This window comes from Flavobacterium sp. WG21 (assembly GCF_000335775.1).
In the GTDB taxonomy this organism is placed as follows: Bacteria; Bacteroidota; Bacteroidia; order Flavobacteriales; family Flavobacteriaceae; genus Flavobacterium; species Flavobacterium tructae.
The window spans coordinates 1-24,698 of record NZ_AMYW01000019.1; the positions used below are offsets into that span (position 1 = coordinate 1).

Here is a 24,698-nt window from a genome sequence, read left to right on the forward strand (position 1 = left end):
TTTTTTATTGAATTTTCTAGAATTTAGTTTCTAGGTGATTTTCTTTTCTCAGATTTAGCACCTACTCTAGACATTGCACATCTAAATCCGATGTAATCAGTTGCCATATCCTGAGGGAAATATCTTCTTTGACCCGGATCCAACCAATAAGCTCTGTCTCTCCATGAACCACCTTTGTAAACTCTTACATTATCATCGATTAATGTTGTACGTTTACTTGAGTTATCATATTTCTTAACCATCTGACCTAAACTATCTGTTGTGATATTGTGTTTAGGTGAGTTGTACATCGTCTGATCTGCTTTTGATCCTGATTCAGAATCTCCGAAATCAAAATATTTAGAAGATTGCTTGTCTCCGTCTCTGTAGTTGATGTTATTACTTGTATCGAAGTTAGTTCTTAAGTAAGTTTCATTTTCATCAACAGGAACCTGAGCAATTTCTCCAGGTAAATTTGTTGCTACTTTTTTACCGTTACTTAATGTTTTGTATTGAATATTATCTTTAGTAATAATTTCAATTTTACCATCTTTCCCGATTTTGTTTTTAGCATATTGATTTCCTCTAAAGTAGTTGAAATCATTTGCTTCGTTATCGATAATAGGTCTGTAAACGTCAGCAACCCATTCGGCAACGTTTCCTGCCATATCATACAATCCAAAATCGTTAGGGGCGTAACTTTTTACAGAGTTTGTAATATCTGCACCATCATCAGACCAACCTGCAATTCCACCGTAATCACCGTTTCCTTGTTTGAAGTTAGCCAATTGATCTCCTTTGTTTTTACGTTTTGAAGAACGTGTGTAATCACCAGACCAAGGATATTTCTTTTGTCCTTTATAGATATTGTATTCTCTTTGTCCAACATCGGCAGCAGCAGCATATTCCCACTCCGCTTCGGTAGGAAGTCTGTATTCCGGCAAAATAAGCCCTGAAGAACGTTGTGCATATACATTTTTCTCTTCCTGAACAACACCGTCTTTACCTGCTTTAGGTTTTTTTCTTCCGCTAGGGTTTTTCTTCAATACAAGCTCTTCATTACCTCCGTAAGTTGTACTTGGAGAAGCAACATAACCTTCTGTATTAAATAAACTTTCAGCGCTAACATCCTGAGTTTTTGCTCCTCTTTTAAGGTAACCGTTTTTCTCTAAAACTGCTTCGTTCACACGATCAGTTCTCCATTTAGCAAATTCAACAGCCTGAATCCAATTTACACCTACTACCGGGTAGTTTGCGTAAGATGGGTGTCTTAAGTAGTTGTTTGTCATCGTTTCGTTGTATCCTAAACGATTTCTCCATACTAAAGTATCAGGAGATGCTCCTTCGTAAATATTCTTGTAATTTTCTTCTGTTGGTGGGAAAACTTTCTTTAACCATTCCAGGTACTCTAAGTACATACCGTTCGTAACTTCAGTTTCATCCATATAGAATGACTGAACGTGTTGTTGAGTTGGTGTGTTATTCCAATCGTGCATAACATCATCTTGTACTTTACCCATCGTAAATGTACCTCCCTCAACAAAAACTAAACCAGGACCAGCCTGTTGTTTTTTTCCTGCATTTCTGGCAGCAGTTCCATTCTGACTGTCTACGTCCCAACCAGTTGCCCTGGAGGCATGACTGGAACTCGATTTTTTGCTACAACTAGCCGTGCCTAACATCAATACCATTGACATCATTAATTGCAAGACTACAATTTTGTTTACTTTCATACTCATTCTTAGGTGATAAATTTAGGTGCTGCAATATAATAATTAACATTTAATTGGCAACATCTGTTCTAATAATTTTATTTCGCTGTTTTTTACCAGAAAATAACCTATTGTTACGAACGCAAAAATATACTTTTTATTATTTACTGTAACATGAAATACTATATTTTTACCTACTAAAATATTTTTAATTAAAAACCGTTTTATTCGCTAATGAAACAAGTCCTCATCTTATATCTTTTTCTCCTTCCATTTATCTCATTTTCCCAGATAAATGGTGACTTTACGTTAGATTGGCAAAACAAAAAGGAGATGAGTTTTGGCGACTCAAAATTAAAAATACCGTATTTTTCCGGAAACAGTTTTCGGTATGATACTACTAAAAAAAGCATAATATTACTGCTCAATCTGACCGAATCCGGTTATTCAAACTACAATTCGATTCAAATTTTCAATGTAGTTTACGAATCCGTTTCAACTGCCGATCTGGGTGACCTTTCGCTCGAGAATATCCCTGAAAAACCAAATGAGACTCTTAAAACAACTACCTCAAGAGACCTAAAGCAGGTATTTTTATCATTATCTCCTATTGTAAAAGAAGGAAACAGCTTCAAACGAATCCGTTCTTTTTCTTACAAAAAAACGACTGATAGCGCTGCAAAAAACAACAACACTTCTTCCTTTCAAAAAGCAAATACGATTTACAGTTCTGTATTAGCCACGGGAGACTGGTATCGTTTTTACATTGAAAAATCGGGCGTCTACAAAATCTCGAGATCTTTCCTTCAAAGCCTGGGATTTGACCCCGGAAAAACAGACCCGAGGAGAATCAAAATTTATGGAAATGGAGGAAAAATGCTTCCTCTTGCCAACAACACGTATTATCCGGAAGATCTGGCAGAAAATGCGATTCAGATCGTTGGCGAAACAGACGGCGTATTCAACAACGAAGATTATATTCTTTTTTATGGTGAAGGCGTTGAAAACTGGAGCACAGAAAGCCAGACTAACCTGAACTTGTACGACACCAAATCCTATTATTACATTACCACTACAGGTGGTGATGGAAAACGAATCGCTCCTCTAAACCAACCCACCGGCAACAGCACTTTAGAGCTCAATACTTTCGACGATTATCAATTTCATGAAATCGACAAAATAAACATTGCCCATCTGGGGCGTCAGTGGTGCGGAGAATCTTTTGACATTACTCAGGAACAGGAATTCAGCTTTAACTTTCCCAACATCGACACTTCAGTACCTGTAAAAATAGAACTCAAAGCAGCCTCAGCAGCCTATACTCCTACCTCGTTTACCATTTCTGCCAACGGACAAAATATAGGCAATCTTAATTTTCAAGCCTTGGCACTAAATTCTGATATCAAATATCACAATCAGGAATTACCATCCAACGCAGCCTTTACCGGAGCCGAAAATGTAAAAATAAAACTCACCTACAACAACAATGGAGTTCCGGGATCAAAAGGATATCTTGACTTCATAAATCTGACTGCCAAAAGAAAACTCCTGGGCATCGGTAAACAATTCAGATTTCAATACAATTTAGCAGGTTCAACTCCCGGAATAGCCAATTACACCATCGGAAATGCTGCGGCTATTTCTCAAATTTGGGACGTTACAGACCCCACTAACACCTTAAAAATAGAAAATAACAACCAGGCTAACTTAAGCTTTAAGGCATCATTGGGTGAAATCAGAACATACATCGCCCTTGACCCTGCCGATTATTACGCTCCTTTAAAAGAAAGCCAACCTAAAGTCGCGAACCAAAATTTAAAAGGAACACTTTTCAGGAATGCTCAAAACAGTTTTCAAGATATCGACTATATAATTGTGACGCCAAAAAACCTTGTTTCTCAAGCTGAAAAACTAGCCACTTTCCACCGGATAAATTCTAATTTAAATGTAAAGGTAATTCCGCTGGAAAACATCTATCAGGAATTCTCTTCAGGAAAGCAAGACGTGGCTGCCATTAGAAACTGCATTCGATACCTCTACAATAATGCCTCAGCTTCCGAGAAAAGACTCAAATATGTGAATCTGTTCGGAGACGCCTCATTTGATTACAAAGACCGAATTACAAACAACACCAACATTGTACCAGTATATCAGTCCGTCATCAGCAACTCTACCGGAGAAGCCTCATTTGCCTCAGATGATTTTTACGGACTTATGGATGCCAATGAAGGTGTTGTCGTTTTCCCTTTTGGAGGAATTGATATCGCAGTAGGCAGAATGTTAATTTCAGACAATGCTCAGGCAGCAGAAATGGTTAACAAAGTTTTAGAATACCACGACCAAAAATCATTTGGAAACTGGCGCAACAATATTGTCATGGTAAGCGATGACTCTGACCGAAGCTCAGACGCAAGCTTACAATCACGCCAGAATACCCTGGCCGATGCAATCTCTACCCAAAAACCATTTTTAAACGTAGAAAAGATTTTCCTCGACGCCTACACCCAGGAAGCTTCCGCAGGAGGATCGAGATACCCGAAGGCAAGAACCGATATATTTAATGCTTTTGAAAAAGGCGCTTTAGTCTTTAACTATCTTGGACATGGTGGCGAAGACGGTCTCGCAGCCGAAAGAATCTGGGAAAAATCAGACGGTCAAAACCTGAACAATCAATACAAATACCCCTTATTCATTACGATAACCTGCGAGTTTTCGAGATTTGATGACCCAACAAGACCAACCGCAGGAGAATATACTTTTTGGAATCCAAAAGGAGGCGCCATCTCCATGTTAACCACCATTCGCGCCATAGGACAATACAATGCAGAAAACTTCAATGACAACCTGAACAAAAACCTGTTTTCATACGGATCTAACCAATACACGAGCATCGCCGAAGCGCTTCGAATTTCTAAAAATGAAAATCCAAGCTCATCCAGTAATGTCATTTTTTACATTGGCGACCCTGCTTTGATGCTTGCCATTCCGAAACCAAAAATTAATTTAACCAAAATAAATGACATTGCGATTTCTCAGCCTATTCCAGATTTCAAATCTTTGTCAAAAATTAAAATCACAGGAGAAATAACAGACGAAAACAACACGCTGTTAAGCAATTACAATGGCGAACTGGCAACTGCCATCTTTGACAAGCTAATCACTACCAGCACCCTAAATAATGATGGATATAGCCCTGCAATGTCATTCAAAATACTGGGAGAAACTATTTTTAGAGGAAATGCTTCGGTAACCAACGGTCAGTTTGAATTCAGCTTTGTTGTACCCCGAGACATCCGTATTCCTGTTGATTATGGCCGAATCAGTTTTTACGCCAGAAAAAACCAAACACTTGAAAATCAATCAGGTTACAACACCAATATAAAAATTGGAGGAATAAATGAAAATGCTCCACAGGACAATATAAGTCCAAAAGTGAAGTTATATATGAACGATGAAACTTTTGTATCGGGAGGAATTACAAATGAATCGCCCTTTTTACTGGCGTTTCTTGAAGATGAAAATGGAATCAATACAGCAAGCGGAATCGGGCATGATATTACAGCAGTACTGGACGGCGATGTAAGCAATCCTTTTGTTCTAAATGATTATTATCAGACAAAACTTGACGATTACACCAATGGAAATTTACGTTTTCCGTTGCGAAATCTTGCTGCCGGAATGCACACGATAACATTTACAGCATGGGACGTTTACAACAATCCTGTAACTAGTGAAATACAATTTATAGTTGTTGGAAATGAATCGCTGACCCTAACACACGTTCTTAATTATCCTAACCCATTTTCAACCTATACGCAATTTTGGTTTTCACACAACAGACCTTATGAACCTCTGGATGTGCAAGTTCAGGTCATGACTATAACAGGAAAAGTAGTCTGGACAAAAAACCAAATCGTCACCACAGAAGGTTTCTTATCGAGAGATATAACCTGGGACGGGAAAGATGATTTTGGCGATCGAATCGGGAAAGGCGTATACATTTACAAACTCACTGTCAAATCTAATTTAACAAATAAAAAAGCAGAAAAATACGAAAAGCTTGTCATTTTATAATATTCTATATATTTGTATCACCAACACCATACCTAACATAAATGAAAAAAATATCGCTTCTATTAATTTGCCTTTTAATTATTCCGTACGCAAAAGCTCAAAACATTGAACGCCCTATTACTACAGGAGTACCTTTTTTACTAGTCGCAGCCGACGCAAGAGCTGCAGGTTTAGCCGATCAGGGGGTCGCTACATCAGCCGACGCTTATTCACAACAATGGAACCCTGCGAAATATGCTTTCTCAGTAGACAAGCAAGGATTCTCTATCAGCTACACCCCTTATTTGACAGACTTAGCCAATGATATTTCATTAGGCCAGGCAACCTATTACAACAAAATTAACGAACGAAGTGCCTTTGCAGGAAGCTTCCGTTATTTTGGCTTTGGGGATATTGAACTAAGAACAACCGGAGACCCAAATGAAGCCGCAAGAATCGTTTCTCCAAATGAGTTTGCCTTAGACGGTTCTTACTCTTTGAAATTAAGCGAGAAATTCTCAATGGCAGTAGCTGCAAGATACATTCGTTCTAATCTGAAAATTGCTTCTGAAGAAATCGATGCATCAGCTTCAAGCTCTTTTGCCATAGACGTTGCCGGATTCTACCAATCAGAAGAAATTGCTTATGCTGATTTTAACGGAAGATGGAGAGGTGGTTTTAACCTGCAAAATCTTGGACCAAAAATAAGCTACGATAACGACAATATCAGCTCCAACTTTTTACCTGCCAACCTTAGATTAGGAGGAGGTTTTGATTTCATCTTAGACGATTACAACAAACTAGGCCTTAGCGTTGAATTTACCAAACTTTTAGTTCCAACACCTCCGGGACCGGGAACTCCTGTAGATGCAAATGGTGACGGTGATTTTACAGATCCGGGAGACATTTCTCAGTCGCAAGCTGACGCAGCAAAATACAAAACCTACAAAGACATTGGCTGGGTATCCGGAATTTTTAAATCTTTCGGAGATGCTCCGGGTGGTTTCAGTGAAGAATTAAAAGAAATCACTTATAGTGTAGGTGCAGAATATATGTATCAGGATGCTTTTGCCATACGAGCAGGATATTTTCATGAAAGTCCTGTAAAAGGAGCCAGACAATTCTTCTCTTTAGGAGCAGGATTCAAATACAATGTAGTAAAAGTTGACGTTTCGTATTTATTTTCAACATCAAAAGTTAAAAATCCGTTAGAAAATACACTTCGTTTTTCTTTAACCTTTAACTTTGGCGACAAATACGAAGTATATTAAAACCAGAAAATAAAAAATTAATAACAATCCAAATTCCTGTTTCTTCAGGAATTTGGATTTTTTTTCCCTTAAACAGAAATGAAAGAAATAAGCATTACATCATCCTTCAACATTTATAACAACCTTGAAGAACTCCCAAAAGACATTCAGGAGTTAATGAGTCAGGCGGTCGAAGTTCGCAAAAAAGCCTATGCGCCCTATTCTCAATTTCGGGTTGGAGCTGCTTTACTTTTAGACAATGGAAAAATAGTGGTAGGATCTAATCAGGAAAATGCAGCATATCCTTCAGGATTATGTGCTGAACGCGTTGCCATTTATCATGCCGGAAGTGTATATCCGGAAGCCAAAATTCTAAAAATGGCTATTACAGCAGCTTCAGACACTAATCAGACTACAGCACCGATTCCACCTTGTGGATCTTGTCGTCAATCTATTGCAGAGTATGAGATCAGACAGGACACCCCTATTGAAATCTTTTTTATGGGAGAAATCGGCGAAGTTTACAAATCGGCATCTCTAAAAAATTTACTCCCGTTTATGTTTGATAAAAAGTTCTTGTAAAAAAAAGCCAAAAAGTAGCTTTTAAATTTTACTTCTTACTAGGAATGTCTTATTTTTGCATCCCGACCTTTCGGGCGCAAATTTGTGGGAGGAAACTATTTTGCGTTACAGGCAACAATTGATAACACAAACAAACTTTAGCAAAAGAAAGAATTCAGATGAAAGAAGTTACAAAAGAGGTATATTTAAAGTGGTACGAAGACATGCTACTTTGGAGGAAGTTTGAAGATAAACTTGCAGCATTATACATTCAACAAAAAGTTAGAGGTTTTCTACACCTATATAATGGTCAGGAAGCTGTATTAGCAGGAGCTTTACACGCTATGGACCTGACCAAAGACAAAATGATTACTGCTTACAGAAACCACGTACAGCCAATTGGTATGGGAGTTGATCCTAGAAACGTAATGGCAGAACTTTTAGGAAAAGCAACCGGTACCTCTAAAGGTATGGGAGGTTCTATGCACATTTTCTCTAAAGAACACCGTTTTTACGGAGGACACGGAATCGTAGGTGGACAAATTCCTGTTGGAGCTGGTTTAGCTTTTGCTGATAAATATTTCAACACTGGCGGAGTTACTATGACCTATTTTGGTGATGGAGCTGCGAGACAAGGTTCTTTACACGAAGCTTTCAACATGGCAATGTTATGGAAATTACCGGTTGTATTTATCGTTGAAAACAACGGTTATGCGATGGGAACTTCTGTTGAAAGAACAGCAAACCACACCGACATCTGGAAACTTGGTTTAGGATACGAAATGCCTTGCGGACCTGTTGACGGAATGAACCCGGTAAAAGTTGCCGAAGCAATGACAGAAGCAATCGACAGAGCACGTCGTGGTGACGGACCAACTTTCCTTGAAATGAAAACGTACCGTTACAGAGGACACTCTATGTCTGACGCACAATTGTACCGTTCTAAAGAAGAGGTAGAAGAATACAAAAAAATTGACCCTATTACTCAGGTTTTAGATGTAATTATGGATCAAAAATACGCTACAGAAGAAGAAATCGAAGTAATCGACCAAAGAGTAAAAGACCTGGTTGAAGAATGTGTGAAATTCGCTGAAGAATCTCCATATCCTGAATTACAACAATTGTACGATGTAGTATACGCACAAGAAGACTATCCATTCACACCTCATAAACTATAAATCAATGGCAACAATTATTACAATGCCTCGTTTGAGCGATACTATGACGGAAGGAACGGTAGCGACTTGGCTTAAAAAAGTAGGCGACAAAATTAGCGAAGGAGATATCTTAGCTGAGATTGAAACAGACAAAGCAACAATGGAATTTGAGTCTTTCAACGAAGGAACTCTTTTACATATCGGAATACCAGCGGGAGAAACTGCTCCTGTCGACTCTTTATTAGCCATCATTGGAAACGAAGGAGAAGATATTTCTGCTCTTTTAGCCGGTGGTGCTGCTCCTGCTGCAGAAGCACCAAAAGCGGAAGCTACCCCTGCTGCAGAAACTAAAACAGAAACTGCTACTCCTGCAAAAGCAGCCACTGAATTACCAAAAGGTGTTGTAGTGGTTACTATGCCACGTTTGAGCGACACAATGACTGAAGGAACAGTAGCTTCCTGGTTGAAAAAAGTAGGTGATGCTGTTGCTGAAGGAGATATCTTAGCAGAAATTGAAACAGACAAAGCTACTATGGAGTTTGAGTCTTTCAATGCTGGTACCTTATTATATATTGGAATTCAGGAAGGAAATACAGCTCCTGTTGACAGCTTATTAGCGATCATCGGACCTGCCGGAACTGATGTTTCAGGAATTTCCGCAAACTACACTGCCGGAGGTGCTGTAAGCGCTCCTGCAACTGAAGAAACTAAAGCTGCTCCTGCTGCTGAAAAAGCAACAGAAACGGTAGCCGAAACTTCAAACGGAGGAAGAATTCTAGCTTCGCCATTAGCGAAGAAAATTGCTTCTGACAAAGGAATTTCATTAAATCAGGTTAAAGGTTCGGGAGAAAACGGACGTATCGTGAAAAGCGATATCGAGAACTTTACTCCTGCTGCACAAACACCTGCTGCAGCTACTGCAACTACAACTTCTGCTGCTAAACCACAAGAAGCTGCACCTGCTGCACCAAAAGTATTTGTTCCTGCCGGAGAAGTTTTCACAGAAGAGATCAAAAACTCTCAAATGCGTAAAATTATCGCAAAACGTTTGGCAGAATCTTTATTTACAGCACCTCACTACAACTTAGTGATCGAAGTAAGCATGGACGAAGCTATGGGAGCAAGAGCAACAATCAATACGGTTCCGGATACAAAAGTATCTTTTAACGATATGGTAATTAAAGCTTGTGCTTTAGCCTTGAAAAAACATCCAAAAATTAACTCTCAGTGGAAAGAAGATGCAATCATCATCAACCACCACGTAAACATTGGTGTTGCTGTAGCAGTTGAAGACGGATTAGTAGTTCCTGTATTGAAATTTACAGACGCTATGAGTTTATCTCAAATTGGCGCAAGCGTAAGAGATCTTGCCGGAAGAGCGAAAAACAAAAAACTGGGACCACAGGAAATGGAAGGAAGTACTTTTACCGTTTCTAACCTTGGAATGTTTGGTATCACTGAATTCAATTCAATCATCAACCAGCCAAACTCTGCAATCCTTTCTGTAGGAGCAATTGTAGAAAAACCGGTAGTGAAAAATGGTCAGATTGTAGTTGGAAACACCATGATGCTTTCATTAGCATGTGACCACAGAACAATCGACGGCGCAACCGGAGCTCAGTTTTTACAAACATTAAAACAATACATCGAAAGCCCGGTGACCATGTTAGCATAATTTTTATGCCCATGTCCGCCTAAGCAAAGTCGAACATTTGTCTGAGTAAAATCGAAGACCTCGTCTAAGCAAATCCAAATGTCCGTCTGAGCGAAGTCGAATGTCCGTCTGAGCAAAGCCGAATGTCCGTCTGAGCGAAGTCGAAGACACCCTCATAATAAAATCCCGTCCCGAAGTTTTTCGGGACGGGATTTTTTGTTTAATTTTCATCCTCAAATCCAAAACATATAAAAATGAAGAAAATAACTCTTGTAGCTTTATTCTTAGCAGCTCTTGCCTGCCAGAAAAAAGAACAAACTGAAAAAAATACAGCCGTCATTGACGAACACAGCTATTCTAAGCCGGAATTAGCCGTCGTTAAACATCTTGATCTCGATATCAAAGTAGATTTTGACACACAAACCATTACCGGAAAAGCGTCGTGGCAAATTGACAACATTAGCAAAGGAAACGAAATCATCTTCGACGAAAACACCCTTAACATTACCAAAGTAACCTTAGGAGACGAAGAAAAAGAAACAAAATTCAAACTTGGTACCGACGTAGAATTTCACGGAAAACCACTTCACATTACCATCGAACCCAACACTACTAAAGTTAACATTTACTACAGCACTACCAAAGACGCAGTGGCACTACAATGGTTAACTCCGGAACAAACAGCAGACAAAAAGAAACCATTTCTTTTCTCTCAGGGCGAAAGTGTTTGGTCCCGTACCTGGATTCCATGCCAGGACTCACCGGGCATTCGTTTTACATACAATGCAAAAGTTACGGTTCCAAAAGATTTAATAGCCTTAATGAGCGCTGTTAATCCGCAAAAGAAAAATGACACCGGAATTTACACCTTCAAACAAGACAAAGCAATTCCTTCTTATCTAATGGCTATCGCTGTTGGAGATCTTGAATTTCAATCTATCGACAAAAGAACCGGAGTTTATGCAGAACCTTCTTTGCTGAAAAAAGCAGCATGGGAATTTGCCGAATTAGGCAACATGGTTGGCGCTGCCGAAAAACTATACGGACCATACCGTTGGGGACGTTACGACGTACTGGTTTTACCTCCAAGCTTTCCTTATGGCGGAATGGAAAACCCAAACTTAACTTTCCTTACTCCGGGCGTTATTGCCGGAGATCGCTCTCTAACAAGTCTTTTAGCACATGAATTAGGACATAGCTGGAGCGGAAATTTAGTAACCAACGCCACCTGGGATGATATTTGGTTAAACGAAGGATTTACGACTTATGTAGAACACAGAATTGGAGAAGCTATCTTTGGAAAGAAAGAATTTGAAATGCAAAACGTTATCACAAACAAAGAATTAGTCGATAATGTAGCTGAATACGGAGACACCAATCCGGATACGAGATTGAAAGTTAGTCTTACCGGAAGAAATCCGGACGATGGTATCAGCATGATTCCTTACGTAAAAGGGTATGCCTTTTTAAGAGTTATCGAGAATGCTGTTGGTCGTGAAAAATTCGATCCGTTTATTAAAAACTATTTCGACTCACATGCTTTCCAATCGATCACAACGGAAGACTTCGTAAAATACATTAACGAAAACCTTATTAAAGGCGACAAGGCTCTGGCAGATAAAATAAAACTGGACGAATGGATTTACAAACCGGGAATTCCGTCAAACATCCTTCCGGTAAGTTCTCCTGACTTTGATGCGATTGATAAAATCCAAAAAACATGGAGAGAAACAGGTGTGACAGGTCTAAGCAAAAAAATTACAACAACTGCCGAAAAACAGCATTTTATAGATCATCTTCCAGCTGACATTACAGTAAAAGAGATGGAAGCTATCGACAAAGAATTCAACTTTACAAAAGGCGGTAATTTCATCATCAAACGTCAGTGGTTTGTTCAGGCCATTGAACATCAATACAAAGCAGCCAATCCTGCTATTGAGCAATTTCTAATCGGAATAAGCCGAACCGGATCGGTAATGATGTTATACAAAGAAATGGTTAAAACTCCTGAAGGAAAAGTGTGGGCTAAACAGATTTTCGAAAAAGCAAAATCAGGTTACCATGCGACAACTATTCAGGCTGTTGAAGGCATTTTGAAATAGTATCCAGTATTCAGTTTGCAGTCTCAGTTTTCAGTCCCGGTTACTGAAAACTGAGACTGAGAGCTGTAAACTGCGACTAAATACTTACTTATTCTTCGCTTCAATCCACTTTGACATGTACATGGTACTTTTATAAGCATGATGCTGCAATAAACTGCCCATAAAATTATGCAGACGATGACTTGTAGAATCCATTAACAACGAATTTACCACAGACATAAATCCATCTGAGTATTTATCTTTCAAATAACACTCGTTGATAATTACAATTCCCTTTTTCTGAGCCTCGTACCAAAGATTCTCATCCTGATAAAGTCTAATTGCTTTCTTAGCAAATTCAGCTGCATCATCTTCTATAAAACCATTCCAGGGCAAATTAGCATGCATCGCTTCAGAACCAATTGCAGTAGTCACACTTGGCGTTCCGCATTGCATAGCTTCCAACAATTTCCCTTTTAAACCTGCTCCAAAACGAATTGGCGCCAGTACAACTCTTGCATTTTTCACGATTTCGACAGCATCCACTGCCCTTCCCATGATATAAAATCCATTCTTAGGCTGATGTATTTGCAATACTTTTTGCGACGGATAAGCGCCGTAAATTTCCAAAACAGCTGTAGGGAAATCTTTTTTGATCAAAGGCCAAATTACTTCTCTTAAGTACTGAACCGTATTCCAATTAGGCTCATGAAAGAAATTCCCAATAAAAACAAACTTACTCCTTTCTTCAAATGATGGCAATTTCAAAAGACCATCTTCAGACATCGAATCTGTCAAAAAAGGAAGATACAAAAGCAAATCGGTACTGATTCTGAACTTGTCTTTTAAAACATCCATTTCAAATGTCGAAATAATCAAAGACAAATCACATCTTAAAATACTGGCAATTTCTCGTTTTGCTACTTCTTCAGAAAAAAGATCTGTCACTTCAAACTTTCGGTTTTCTTTAAAAGCCTTTTGTCTGGCAGCGCGTAAACAATGCAAGTCTTCGGTATCGAGAATCCGAATCGCTTCAGGACAGTTTTCCGCCACTCTCCATCCAAATTGCTCTTCGATCATAAAACGATCAAAAAGGACAACTTGTGGATTTAGTTCCTTTACAAAATCATCAAAACTAGCCGAATTGAGCTCAATGCTTTTTTTTGCTACTCCAAACTCAGACAAATCCACCATAAAATCACTGTCTAATGCCGCACTAACAAATGTGATATCAAATTTATTTTGTTTAAAAATAGAAATTAACTGCATCATTCTTCCTCCGGCAGCAGACGAATTCGGTTCGGGCCAGACAGAACCGATAATTAAAAGTTTTTTCACTTGATTCATTTACATTCCATTCAAGCTACAAAATAATGCTTTTTTGAGCGTATTCACATGGAATTTCCTGTTTTTTGGTCATAAAAATGAGTAATTTTGCACAATACAAATTTCGGAATCAATTATGTTAGGATTAAAATTAGCCACAGACCCACGCTGGGTAAATATAGTAGAATCAAATATCGAAGAGATTTTGACGGATCATGCGTGGTGCGAGCAAAAAGCAGCTTCAAATGCCATCAGCTTAGTGACTTACAATTCTGAACTGGAAGAATTGGTTACCGAAATGCTTGTAATCGCCAGAGAAGAGCTCGAGCACTTACAAATGGTGCACGATATTATCAAAAAAAGAGGCTTGACATTGGGGCGTGAACGAAAAGATCACTATGTAAATGAGCTTTTTAAATTCATGAAAAAAGACGGAAGCCGCAGAGACGCTCTTTGCGACCGCCTATTGTTTTCGGCTATGATTGAAGCCAGAAGCTGTGAGCGTTTTAAAGTACTTTCTGAAAACATAAAAGACGAAGAACTGGCTAAATTCTATCGTGATTTAATGATTTCTGAAGCCGGACATTATACTACATTTTTAGGTTTTGCACGAAAATATACCGACAATATCGATATTGATAAACGCTGGAAAGAATGGATTGAATTTGAAGGTTCAATTATTACCAACTACGGAAAAAGCGAAACCGTACACGGATAATATTCTTTTAAACTCGATTTTCATTTTTTACCTATAAATACCACAACTTGTTATGTCTACAAATAAAATAAAGACCATTTTACTAAAAACGGCCAAATACCTTGGGATTACCTTTGTTGTCATTATAGGACTACTATTCCTTACTCCCATTATTTTTGAAGATCAAATCAAGGAACAAATTAAAAAAACCGCTAACGAAAAACTGAGCGCAGAATTAAATTACTCTGATGTTTCGGTTTCGTTTTTTCAACATTTCCCCTCGCTTACTTTAACCTTAAGCGATTTACACCTTAACGGATCGGCACCTTATACAAAAGAAAAATTCATCACTGCGAAAGAAGTTTCGTTTGGGATCAATGTAGCCAGTCTGGTTTTCAGCAAAGAGGTAAAAATCGATCAGATTTATTTATCAGATTCCTTTATTAATGTAAAAGTAAACGAAGAAGGAGAAGCCAATTACAATATTTACAAGTCAAATTCTCAGACCGAAACTCCTAAAGACAGTACCGAAACCGCTTTAAAACTGGAACGAATTGAAATTTTAAACAGTAAAATTGTTTACGATGACAAATCAACCAAAATCCATTTTGATGCATTCGGATTTGATTATTTAGGAAAAGGCGATCTAAACAAAGCTGTTTTTGATTTGTATTCGAAAGCGAAAATTGAAAAATTGAATATTGTTTATGAAAATGAACCTTATTTAATGAATAAAAAAGTGAACGCTGATTTGATTACAAAAGTCAACGTCAACTCCCTGTCCTTTTATTTCCAACAGAATAACCTTAAAATAAATGATCTTGTGGTCGACTTTATAGGGAAATTCGACTTCCTGAAAGACGGTTATAATATGGATTTTGTGATCAAATCAGACAACAGTGATTTACACGATGTTTTTACCGCCTTCCCTCCAAAATACATTACCTGGCTGTCGAAAACAGAATTAAAAGGAAATACCAACCTGCTTTTAACTTTAAAAGGAGACTATATTGCCGCACAGAACATTGCACCGGATCTTAATCTGGATGTGAAAATAGACAGCGGATTTGTCAATTATAACAAAAGCGCCTTTCCGGTTTCCAATTTAAATTTAGAGATCAAAACAAAAGTACCGTCTTTAAATCCGGATCTGCTAATTGTCGATGCCAAAAATCTGTCTTTAAACATCAAGCAGGATTATCTGAAATCAAAATTTTACGTAAAAGGCATAAAAACCCCGGATATTAACGCCGATTTTAAGGCCAAAATTGATCTTGGAAAATTAATGCAGGCACTTGGAATTCCGAATATCGTTTTAAAAGGAAATCTGGCTGGTGACGTAAAAGCTAACGGAAAATTTGACTTAAAAAACAAACTTCTTCCCGTTACCAACGGAACTATTGACTTGGTAAACGGTTACCTAAAAACACCTTATTACCCAAATCCGATCACAGACATCACCATCAAATCTAAGATTGAGAACCCTAAAGGGACTTTTGGTGATTTAAAAATAAACCTAAAACCTGCTCAGTTTACTTTTGAAGGAAAACCTGTTTTCGTAGAAGCCGATCTTAGCAATTTTAATGATTTGGCTTACAACATCAAAGCCAAAGGAGAACTGGACGTAAACAAAATCTACAAAGTTTTTTCTCAGCAAGGACTTGACCTGGACGGTTTCGTAAAAGCCGATTTGGTTTTAAAAGGAAAACAAAGCGATGCCGAGAAAGGAAATTACCGCAAGCTGTACAACAAAGGAACACTTGAACTTAGAAATATTGGAATAACTTCTGAATATCTTCCGAAGAAATTCATCATCAAAGAAGGTATTTTCAAAATCAATCAAGATAAAATGTCCTTCAATAACTTTTTGGCTGCCTACGGTCAATCTGATTTCAGGTTAAATGGTTACCTGCAGAACGTTTTCAACTATGCTACTACCAATACCGGTGTTTTAAAAGGCTCTTTTAAATCGACTTCAAGATATATCAATGTGGACGAATTTATGTCGAGTACCACAACAAATACTGCTGCTACAGCAACTACAACAGAGACCAAGCCTAAGGCTCAGCCAGCTCAAACCGGTGTAATTATTATTCCAACCAATTTGAATCTGCAGTTTACAGCCAACGCTCAAAAAGTAAATTTTGACAAATTGAATCTTTTAAATGCTGTTGGAAATCTAAGCATGAACAAAGGTAAACTGAACATGCAGAATACCGGTTTCAATCTAATTGGCTGTGATGTTAGCATGAATGCCAATTATCAGGCGATAACTCCTAAAAAAGCCAATTTCGACTATGCGATTAAAGCCTCTGACTTTGACATCAAAAAGGCCTACAACGAAATCGAAGTTTTTAGAAAAATGGCAAGCGCTGCCGAAAAAGCACAAGGAATTGTTTCTTTAGACTACCAATTAAAAGGACGTTTAAACAGCAATATGTCTCCGGTTTATCCATCGCTTGCAGGCGGAGGAACACTTTCGATAAAAGATGTAAAAGTTCGCGGATTGAAAATGTTTAGCGCGGTAAGCAAACAAACCAATACAGAGTCAATTAAAAATCCGGATCTTTCGAAGGTAGATATTAAAACCACCATCAAAAACAACATCATGACGGTAGAACGTTTTAAGTTTAAGTTTGCAGGCTTCCGACCAAGAATCGAAGGTACCACAAGTCTGGACGGAAAACTAAACCTGAAAATGCGTCTAGGCCTTCCTCCGTTAGGAATTTTTGGAATTCCGTTAACCATTACCGGAACTCAGGATAATCCAAAAATAAAAGTGGGAAGAAAATCTCAAAATTTAGAAGAAACAAAAGATACTGAAGAATAAAATCAGAAAACCTGTTCATTATGAGCAGGTTTTTTGTTTTAAATCAAATTATATTTATAGTTTTGAATAGCAATGCAACGCACTCATGAAACAATCTAAAAAAGGAGAGTTTTACGGCCAGACCAACAAAACGATTTCTCTTGAAGGAATAACGTTGACTGATACCGTATACACACACCCTACAGTTGACTGGCATTATCATGAGCATGCTTACTTTACTTTTATCCTGCAGGGCAATGTAATTGAAGGAAACAAAAAAGAGGTTTACAATTGCGCTCCTGGAAGCCTCTTGTTTCATAACTGGCAAGAACCACACTACAACATTAAACCGGAAGGCTTTACCAGAGGTTTTCATCTTGAAATTGAGAAAAAATGGTTTGACGACCTCTCCTTAAACAGCAACAACCTGCAAGGAAGCACAACTGTCCTGAACCCCGACATCAAACTTTTGATGTATAAAATTTTCAGGGCAACCAAAATTGACGATTTTCATTTTGACCTTTCCACACAAACTCTGTTAATTGAAATCTTATCCAAACTAAATGGTGATTTTGAATCCATCAAACATAAAAATCCGAAATGGGTTACAATGATTGATGAAATCCTTCACGATCAGCTTACCGAAACCATTACACTTGATTATTTATCTAAAACACTAGGCATCCACCCTATTCATCTTTCAAGAGATTTTTCAAAGTATTTTCATTGCAATCTGGGAGAGTACATACGAAAATTAAAAGTCGAAAAAGCACTCTCGCTCATCGCCCTTCAAAGCAAATCCTTAACCGAAATCGCATACGAATGCGGCTTCTCTGACCAGAGCCACCTAACCAGATCCTTTAGAGAAATAAACGGCCTGAATCCTTCCGAACACAAAAAAATACTGTTCCAAAAATAAGTCAGATGTTAATCCTGTACAATTTTTAGAATTTATTGCAGACTAACTTTGCCTTTCAATCTTACAATCAATCAAATGACAAAACACTTTCTCTTACTTGCCTTACTATTTTGCAATGGCATAATTTCGGCACAAAACAATGATCTGTTCAAACCCGATGAGATTACAACCGAACTGCATAAAAACAACATTGGTAAAGTTACTTTTATGAAGGGCAACATTCCTCTGGAGCAGTATAAAGAATCTGATATTCTGAAATCTTTTGAGCTAACCTACAAATCCGATTTGAATATCAGAGTTTTCATGAACAACTCTGTCATCAATTACCTGCACCAATTGAATCCTGAATTATCCGCAGATCAACTTCTAACAACCGGAAATCTTCAGTTTGCCTTTTACATCGACAATAAACTGCTCTACACCGAAAATCTTAACTACGGATGCCGTTTTGGATCAGCAGGCAGTAAAAACACTTCAACAACCTTTAGAGTTCCTTTAACCAGTACAAAAAAAGAAGATTGGTGGTCTATTTATTTGTGGGAAAGATTCAAACTTAATGGCGGAGAAAAAGCCCTAACCAACGGCAAGCACAAACTAAAAATAGAAATTCGTCCTTACCTTAAATCCGATAAAAATAATGAGATTAAAACTGGCGATTTAATTGCAAAAGGAGAAGTTCAGCTTATCTTAAAAGCTCCGAAACTAACCGCCAAACAAATCGAAGTTCAACCTATCCAACCTAACAGTGACTGGGAAGTTTCGAATTTTGCTTTTGATAAGAAGAAAATTAAAAAACTCAATGCTGCTATTGCCAGCTACAATTTGAAGGAAATCACAAGTATCGTTGTCGTCTACGATAAAAAACTACTGCTTGAAGAATATTTTAATGAATCTAACAGAAACACTTTGCACGACACCCGATCGGCAGGAAAATCTTTTGCATCAACCTTGGCCGGAATCGCCATAAACGATGGCTATCTTAAAAACGAAAATCAGACATTAGACCAATTCTATGATTTAAAGAGTTTTGCAAATTACAACTCCAAAAAAGACAACGTAAAAATAAAAGACTTACTCACCATGAGTGCTGCTTTTGAAGGATCCGATCAAAATAGCGATTCTCCCGGGAACGAAGAAAACATGTACCCTAGCGATAATTGGGTGAAATTTACTTTAGACTTACCTATGGACAAATCCAAAACCAATGGCGGTCAATGGGATTATTTTACAGCCGGAGTTGTTTTATTAGGCGACATCATTCACAAATCCGTTCCCGGAGGATTAGACAAATATGCCGATGAAAAACTTTTTAAGCCTTTAAACATCACCCACTATCAATGGCAATATACCCCTCAAAAAGTAGCAAATACTGCAGGAAGCCTTCAAATGACTTCTCTGGATTATGCAAAATATGCACAGTTGTATCAAAATAACGGTCTTTGGAAGGACAAACAAATCTTAACTGCCGATTGGGTTCAAAAAACCCTTACGCACCAAATTCAGATTCCGGAAAGACAAAGTGAATTCTATGGTTACTTATTTTGGAACAAAACTTTCACTTTTAAAAACACTCCTTACGAAACCTATTATTGCGCCGGTAATGGAGGGAATGAGTTTATGATTTTCAAAAATCTTCCGCTTGTAGTAATCATTACCTCAAAAGCCTACAACAAACCTTATGGGCACGCACAAGCTGACACCATTGTACAAGATTATATTTTACCAGCAATACTAGCAAACAAACAAAAGTAGTTGCTCTAAAAAACAGATCCAAGTCCGGCTGAGCAAGGGCTTCGACTTCGCTCAGCCGGACATCGTGATTCAATTACAGATCTTAGTTTTAAACTTAAATATCAAAACGTGAAACTTTAAACTTGAAACTTTGAACTTGAAACCTGAAACTTTAAACTTAACCTTTCATCATCCCACAAAAAAACCCGTTCACCAAAGATGAACGGGTTTTTGTAATAAGTAATCTAATGATTATGCTTCGAATGGAAGGATAGATACATAAGATTTGTTATCTTTTTTCTTTTGGAACTTAACAACTCCTGCTACTCTTGCGTGTAGTGTGTGATCTTTACTGATGTAAACATTTTCACCTGGATTGTGTTTTGAACCTCTTTGTCTAACGATGATGTTCCCAGCAATAGCAGCTTGACCACCAAAAATCTTAACGCCTAGACGTTTTGATTCTGATTCTCTACCATTCTTCGAACTACCGACACCTTTCTTGTGAGCCATGACGTATGAGTTTAAATATTGTTATTATTCTTTAGTAGCTTCTTTTTTTTGCTTTTGGAGCTGCTTTTTTTTGCTTTTGGAGCTTCTGCTTCAGCAGATACTTCTTCAGCTACAACCGCTTTTTTAGCTGCTGCTTTTTTAGTTCCACCAGCTGCAGTAATACCTTCAATTACAATTTGAGTAAGATATTGTCTGTGACCATTTCTCTTTTTGTATCCTTTTCTTCTTTTCTTTTTGAAAACGATAACTTTGTCTCCTTTTAAGTGTTGTAACACTTTAGCTTCTACTGAAGCACCTTCTATAGCTGGGGCGCCTAAAGTTACATTTCCGTTATCGTCTAATAAAAGAACTTTGTCAAAAGAAACTTTTGAACCTTCTTCGTTAGCCAAACGGTGAACATAAACCTTTAAGTCTTTGCTTACTTTAAATTGTTGCCCTGCTATCTCTACGATTGCATACATACCAAATTGATTTATTGATTTTTAAGGTTGCAAATATACAACTAATAATTTACTGTGCAATCCCTTATTCTAAAAATATTTATTTCTGCTTTATAACTGTTTTTCAAGACGTTTCTTCATTCCAAAAAAGCTATTTAGAAGTAAAATACTGTTAAAATTCAATCATTTCATCCCTATTTCCCTAAATGCTAATTAAAAAAAACTATTTTTGGTGTAACGATAATCAACTCTTGACTACCTATTTATTAGGTAAATATAAATTTATTAATCTTTATGAAAAATTCAATCATTATGTTAAGTGCGGCACTAATGCTCGGCGGAGTGGCTCATGCTCAAAAGGTAGCTTTTGAAGAATACAATTTAGACAACGGAATGCACGTAATTTTGCATAATGATCCTTCTGCTCCGGTTGTGATTACCTCGGTTATGTACCATGTAGGATCAAAAGACGAACGTCCGGACCGAACGGGTTTTGCACATTTCTTTGAACATTTATTATTTGAAGGAACTAAAAATATCAAACGCGGCGAATGGATGAAGATCGTTACGGCAAATGGAGGTGTAAACAACGCCAACACTACTGACGACAGAACCTATTACTACGAAGTTTTACCTTCAAACAACTTAGAACTTGGCTTATGGATGGAATCGGAAAGATTAATGCATCCGATTATCAATAAAATTGGAGTTGACACTCAAAATGAAGTAGTTAAAGAAGAAAAAAGACTGCGTTATGACAATCAGCCTTACGGAAACATCTTGCCGGTTGTAAAAGAAAACATGTTCAAAAAACATCCGTACCGCTGGACCACTATTGGTTCCATGAAGGATCTGGATGCTGCAACTCTTGAAGAATTTCAGGCTTTTAATAAAAAATTCTACACCCCAAACAATGCTGTTTTAGTGGTGGCAGGTGACTTTGACAAAGCCAAAACAAAAGAATGGATTCAGAAATATTTTGCTCCAATTCCAAAAGGAGAAGAATTAAAAAAACAAACTTACGTAGAAGAGCCAATCAATCAGACCATAAAAGCCACTTACGAAGATCCGAACATTCAGATTCCAATGGTAGTTGCTTCGTACAGAACACCATCTATGAAAACCAGAGATGCAAGAGTTTTGGATTTGATTTCTTCTTATTTAAGTGATGGAAAAAGCTCTAAATTGTACAAAAAAATTGTAGACGACAAAAAAATGGCGCTTCAGATTGGAGCAGTAGGATTTAGTCAGGAAGATTATGGAATGTACATATTATACGGCTTACCCATGGCTCCTAACACAACAGCCGACATCTTAAAAGAAATGGACGAAGAAATTGTAAAAATTCAAACGGACTTAATTTCTGAAAAAGATTATCAAAAATTACAAAACAAATTCGATAATAATTTTGTGAATGCCAATTCAACAGTAGAGGGAATCGCAGAAAATCTGGCTTCTTTCTATCTGCTTTACGGAGATGTTAATTTGATAAATACCGAGATCGACCTTTATCACTCTATCACCAGAGAAGAGATCAGAGAAGTAGCAAAAAAATACCTAAACCCTAACCAGCGTTTAATTTTAGACTATATCCCTTCAACTAAAGCTCAAAACTAAGTCATCGAATCATGAAAAAAATACATACATTTTTAATCTTTTTATTCCTAACTGGAATTATGCAAGCACAAGACCGTCCACAACCAAAACCAGGCAATTCTCCTGTAGTCAACATCAAAAAGCCACAAACTTTTGTTTTGGCGAACGGGATGAAAGTTTTGGTCGTTGAAAATCATAAATTACCAAGAGTAAGCTTTACTCTAACCCTTGATAACGCTCCTTTTGCAGAAGGAAACAAAAAAGGGGTTGACGAATTAACAAGCGCCTTAATTGGTAACGGAACTAAAAAAATAACGAAAGAAGCTTTTAACGAAGAAATCGACTTTTACGGAGCAAATATTAATTTTTCTTCATCAGGAGCTTCCGGAAGTTCACTTTCTAAATATTCTGGACGTGTTCTGGAGCTTTTAGCAGAAGGAGCTTTACAGCCAAACTTCACGCAATCAGAATTTGATAAAGAAAAAGCAAAATTAATCGAAGGACTTAAAGCCGACGAAAAAAGTGTTCCGGCAATTGCCAGCAGAGTTGTTGACGTTTTAGCGTTTGGAAAAAACCATCCATCCGGAGAATATCTTTCAGAGGCAACAGTAAAAAATGTGACTCTTGCTGATGTTCAGTCTAATTATGCGACCTATTTTGTTCCTGAAAATGCTTATTTGGTAATCATAGGTGATGTTAAATTTAAAGAAACGAAAGCTGCTGTAGAAAAACTTTTTAGCGGATGGAAAAAACAGGCTACGCCAAAAAACACCTATCCGGCTCCTGAAAATGCTGCTAAACTTCAAATTGATTTTGTTGACGTTCCAAATGCCGTTCAATCTGAAATCTCATTGGTGAATACGGTGAATTTGAGAATGAGCGATCCTGATTTCTTCCCTGCTGTGATTGCAAATCAAATTTTAGGTGGTGATTTCAACAGTTACCTGAACATGAATTTACGTGAAAAACACGGTTGGACGTATGGCGCAAGATCAAGTATCGACGGAGGAAAATATGTAACTAAATTCAAAGCTTCTTCTGCCGTTAGAAATACGGTTACGGATAGTGCAGTGGTAGAATTTGTAAAAGAAATCAAAAGAATCAGAACTGAAAAAGTTTCTGAAGATATTTTGAAAAATGTAAAAGCGGGATATATTGGACGTTTTGTAATGCAGGTTGAAAAACCACAAACTGTTGCACGATATGCTTTAAACATTGAAACAGAAAAACTTCCTGCCGATTTCTACGAAAAATACATTCAAACCATCAACAGTGTTACTGCCGATGATGTTTATCGTGTTGCCAACAAATATTTCATGCTGGACAATATGCGAATCGTAATTGCCGGAAAAGGATCTGATGTGCTAACAGGTTTAGAGAAACTTCAAATTCCGATTTTCTACTTCGATAAATACGGAAATCCTGTTGAAAAACCAGTAACTAAAAAAGAAGTTCCAGCCGGAATTACTGCCAAAACTGTTTTCGAAAACTACCTTAAAGCAATTGGTGGAGAAAAAGTAGTTGCTACTGTAAAAACACTTTCGATGACAGGATCTACTACTATTCCTCAAGCTCCTTCCCCATTGACTTTTACTTCTAAATTAGATTCAAAAGGAAAAATGATGGTATCTCTTGCGATGGGACCAATGAATTTAATGAAACAGGTTGTAAATGATAAAGGCGCTTATATCGAGCAACAAGGACAACGCAAAAACCTTGAAGGAAATGATCTTGCCGAAATGAAAGCCAGCGCTGCTCCGTTTGAAGAACTTCAACTTGTAAAAAGAACCGACTTAAAAGTAGAAAGTATCGAACCAATAAACGGTAAAGATGCCTACGCTATCAAAGACGGTAAAACAACTTATTTCTATGACGTTGCATCAGGATTGAAACTTGCCGAAGCAAAAGTTCGTGAACAAGGCGGAAAATCAGCAACGCAAATTACCAACTTCAACGATTATAAAGACGTAAAGGGAGTTAAAATTCCTTTCAATATCGTTCAGAATGTAGGTTTTGAATTAGATATCAAAATGTCTGACATTAAGATTAACGAAGGAGTTTCTGAAGCAGATTTCTTGTAAGATACTGAGATGCTAAGATACTAAGGTGCTGAGGCGCTAAGATTTTTTTGAGGCTTAGTCAGAGTTTAAAACTTTGACTAAGCCTTTTCTTTTTTTGCCAAACAGAGCGAAATCGAAGCTTTGTCAAACTGACCCAAAA

Annotated in this window: 16 protein-coding genes; 12 read left to right on the top strand and 4 right to left on the bottom strand. The window is 37.6% G+C overall.

Translation table 11 applies throughout. From position 1 onward, the window contains the following. Window positions 1–23: 23 nt before the first annotated feature. A complete protein-coding gene (gene gldJ, locus C245_RS0113995; protein WP_017497229.1) occupies window positions 24–1,712 on the bottom strand; it encodes a gliding motility lipoprotein GldJ in 1,689 nt (562 codons plus the stop codon). A gap of 213 nt (window positions 1,713–1,925) precedes the next feature. Here gldJ and porU point away from each other — a divergent pair, with 213 nt between their 5' ends. The 6 genes from porU (at window position 1,926) to C245_RS0114025 (ending at window position 12,468) form a co-directional block, all read left to right on the top strand. Next, the gene (gene porU, locus C245_RS0114000; RefSeq protein WP_026110062.1) at window positions 1,926–5,765 is read left to right on the top strand and encodes a type IX secretion system sortase PorU; all 3,840 of its coding nucleotides are present in this window, start codon (window positions 1,926–1,928) and stop codon (window positions 5,763–5,765) included. 41 nt (window positions 5,766–5,806) lie between these two features. After that, window positions 5,807–7,015 (top strand): type IX secretion system outer membrane channel protein PorV, encoded by a 1,209-nt coding sequence (porV, locus tag C245_RS0114005; protein WP_017497231.1) that lies wholly within the window; start codon window positions 5,807–5,809, stop codon window positions 7,013–7,015. A gap of 78 nt (window positions 7,016–7,093) precedes the next feature. Then, window positions 7,094–7,576, top strand: coding sequence for a cytidine deaminase (cdd, locus tag C245_RS0114010; protein WP_017497232.1), 483 nt, complete (start codon window positions 7,094–7,096; stop codon window positions 7,574–7,576). Window positions 7,577–7,734: 158 nt separating this feature from the next. Next, the gene (gene pdhA / locus C245_RS0114015) at window positions 7,735–8,733 is read left to right on the top strand and encodes a pyruvate dehydrogenase (acetyl-transferring) E1 component subunit alpha (RefSeq protein ID WP_017497233.1); all 999 of its coding nucleotides are present in this window, start codon (window positions 7,735–7,737) and stop codon (window positions 8,731–8,733) included. 4 nt (window positions 8,734–8,737) lie between these two features. Beyond that, the gene (locus C245_RS0114020; RefSeq protein WP_017497234.1) at window positions 8,738–10,387 is read left to right on the top strand and encodes a pyruvate dehydrogenase complex dihydrolipoamide acetyltransferase; all 1,650 of its coding nucleotides are present in this window, start codon (window positions 8,738–8,740) and stop codon (window positions 10,385–10,387) included. A gap of 233 nt (window positions 10,388–10,620) precedes the next feature. Then, entirely contained in the window at window positions 10,621–12,468 is a 1,848-nt protein-coding gene (locus tag C245_RS0114025; protein ID WP_017497235.1) for a hydrolase/aminopeptidase, read from the top strand. An 84-nt stretch (window positions 12,469–12,552) separates the two neighbouring features. Here the strand turns inward: C245_RS0114025 and C245_RS0114030 are convergent, their stop codons facing one another. After that, complete coding sequence (locus tag C245_RS0114030) at window positions 12,553–13,794, bottom strand: glycosyltransferase (RefSeq protein WP_017497236.1); 1,242 nt, start codon at window positions 13,792–13,794, stop codon at window positions 12,553–12,555. A gap of 115 nt (window positions 13,795–13,909) precedes the next feature. Between C245_RS0114030 and C245_RS0114035 the strand changes: the two genes are divergently transcribed. From C245_RS0114035 to C245_RS0114050, 4 genes are all read left to right on the top strand, one after another. Further along, window positions 13,910–14,491 carry a tRNA-(ms[2]io[6]A)-hydroxylase gene (locus C245_RS0114035; protein WP_017497237.1) on the top strand — a complete coding sequence of 194 codons (582 nt, stop codon included), beginning with the start codon at window positions 13,910–13,912 and terminating at the stop codon, window positions 14,489–14,491. Window positions 14,492–14,543: 52 nt separating this feature from the next. Next, window positions 14,544–17,300 carry an AsmA-like C-terminal region-containing protein gene (locus C245_RS0114040; RefSeq protein WP_017497238.1) on the top strand — a complete coding sequence of 919 codons (2,757 nt, stop codon included), beginning with the start codon at window positions 14,544–14,546 and terminating at the stop codon, window positions 17,298–17,300. A gap of 85 nt (window positions 17,301–17,385) precedes the next feature. Beyond that, the gene (locus C245_RS0114045; RefSeq protein ID WP_017497239.1) at window positions 17,386–18,198 is read left to right on the top strand and encodes an AraC family transcriptional regulator; all 813 of its coding nucleotides are present in this window, start codon (window positions 17,386–17,388) and stop codon (window positions 18,196–18,198) included. A 75-nt stretch (window positions 18,199–18,273) separates the two neighbouring features. Further along, window positions 18,274–19,950 carry a serine hydrolase gene (locus C245_RS0114050; protein WP_017497240.1) on the top strand — a complete coding sequence of 559 codons (1,677 nt, stop codon included), beginning with the start codon at window positions 18,274–18,276 and terminating at the stop codon, window positions 19,948–19,950. Between the two features lie 231 nt (window positions 19,951–20,181). Here C245_RS0114050 and rpmA read toward each other — a convergent pair whose 3' ends face one another. Then, window positions 20,182–20,442: a 50S ribosomal protein L27 gene (rpmA, locus tag C245_RS0114055; protein ID WP_017497241.1), complete on the bottom strand. Its 261-nt coding sequence runs from the start codon at window positions 20,440–20,442 to the stop codon at window positions 20,182–20,184. An 11-nt stretch (window positions 20,443–20,453) separates the two neighbouring features. Further along, window positions 20,454–20,903, bottom strand: coding sequence for a 50S ribosomal protein L21 (gene rplU / locus C245_RS0114060; RefSeq protein ID WP_017497242.1), 450 nt, complete (start codon window positions 20,901–20,903; stop codon window positions 20,454–20,456). Window positions 20,904–21,176: 273 nt separating this feature from the next. Between rplU and C245_RS0114065 the strand changes: the two genes are divergently transcribed. Both C245_RS0114065 and C245_RS0114070 read left to right on the top strand, forming a co-directional pair. Beyond that, window positions 21,177–22,499 carry a pitrilysin family protein gene (locus C245_RS0114065; protein ID WP_017497243.1) on the top strand — a complete coding sequence of 441 codons (1,323 nt, stop codon included), beginning with the start codon at window positions 21,177–21,179 and terminating at the stop codon, window positions 22,497–22,499. Window positions 22,500–22,510: 11 nt separating this feature from the next. Next, window positions 22,511–24,559 (top strand): pitrilysin family protein, encoded by a 2,049-nt coding sequence (locus tag C245_RS0114070; RefSeq protein ID WP_026110063.1) that lies wholly within the window; start codon window positions 22,511–22,513, stop codon window positions 24,557–24,559. The last annotated feature ends 139 nt before the right edge of the window (window positions 24,560–24,698 follow it).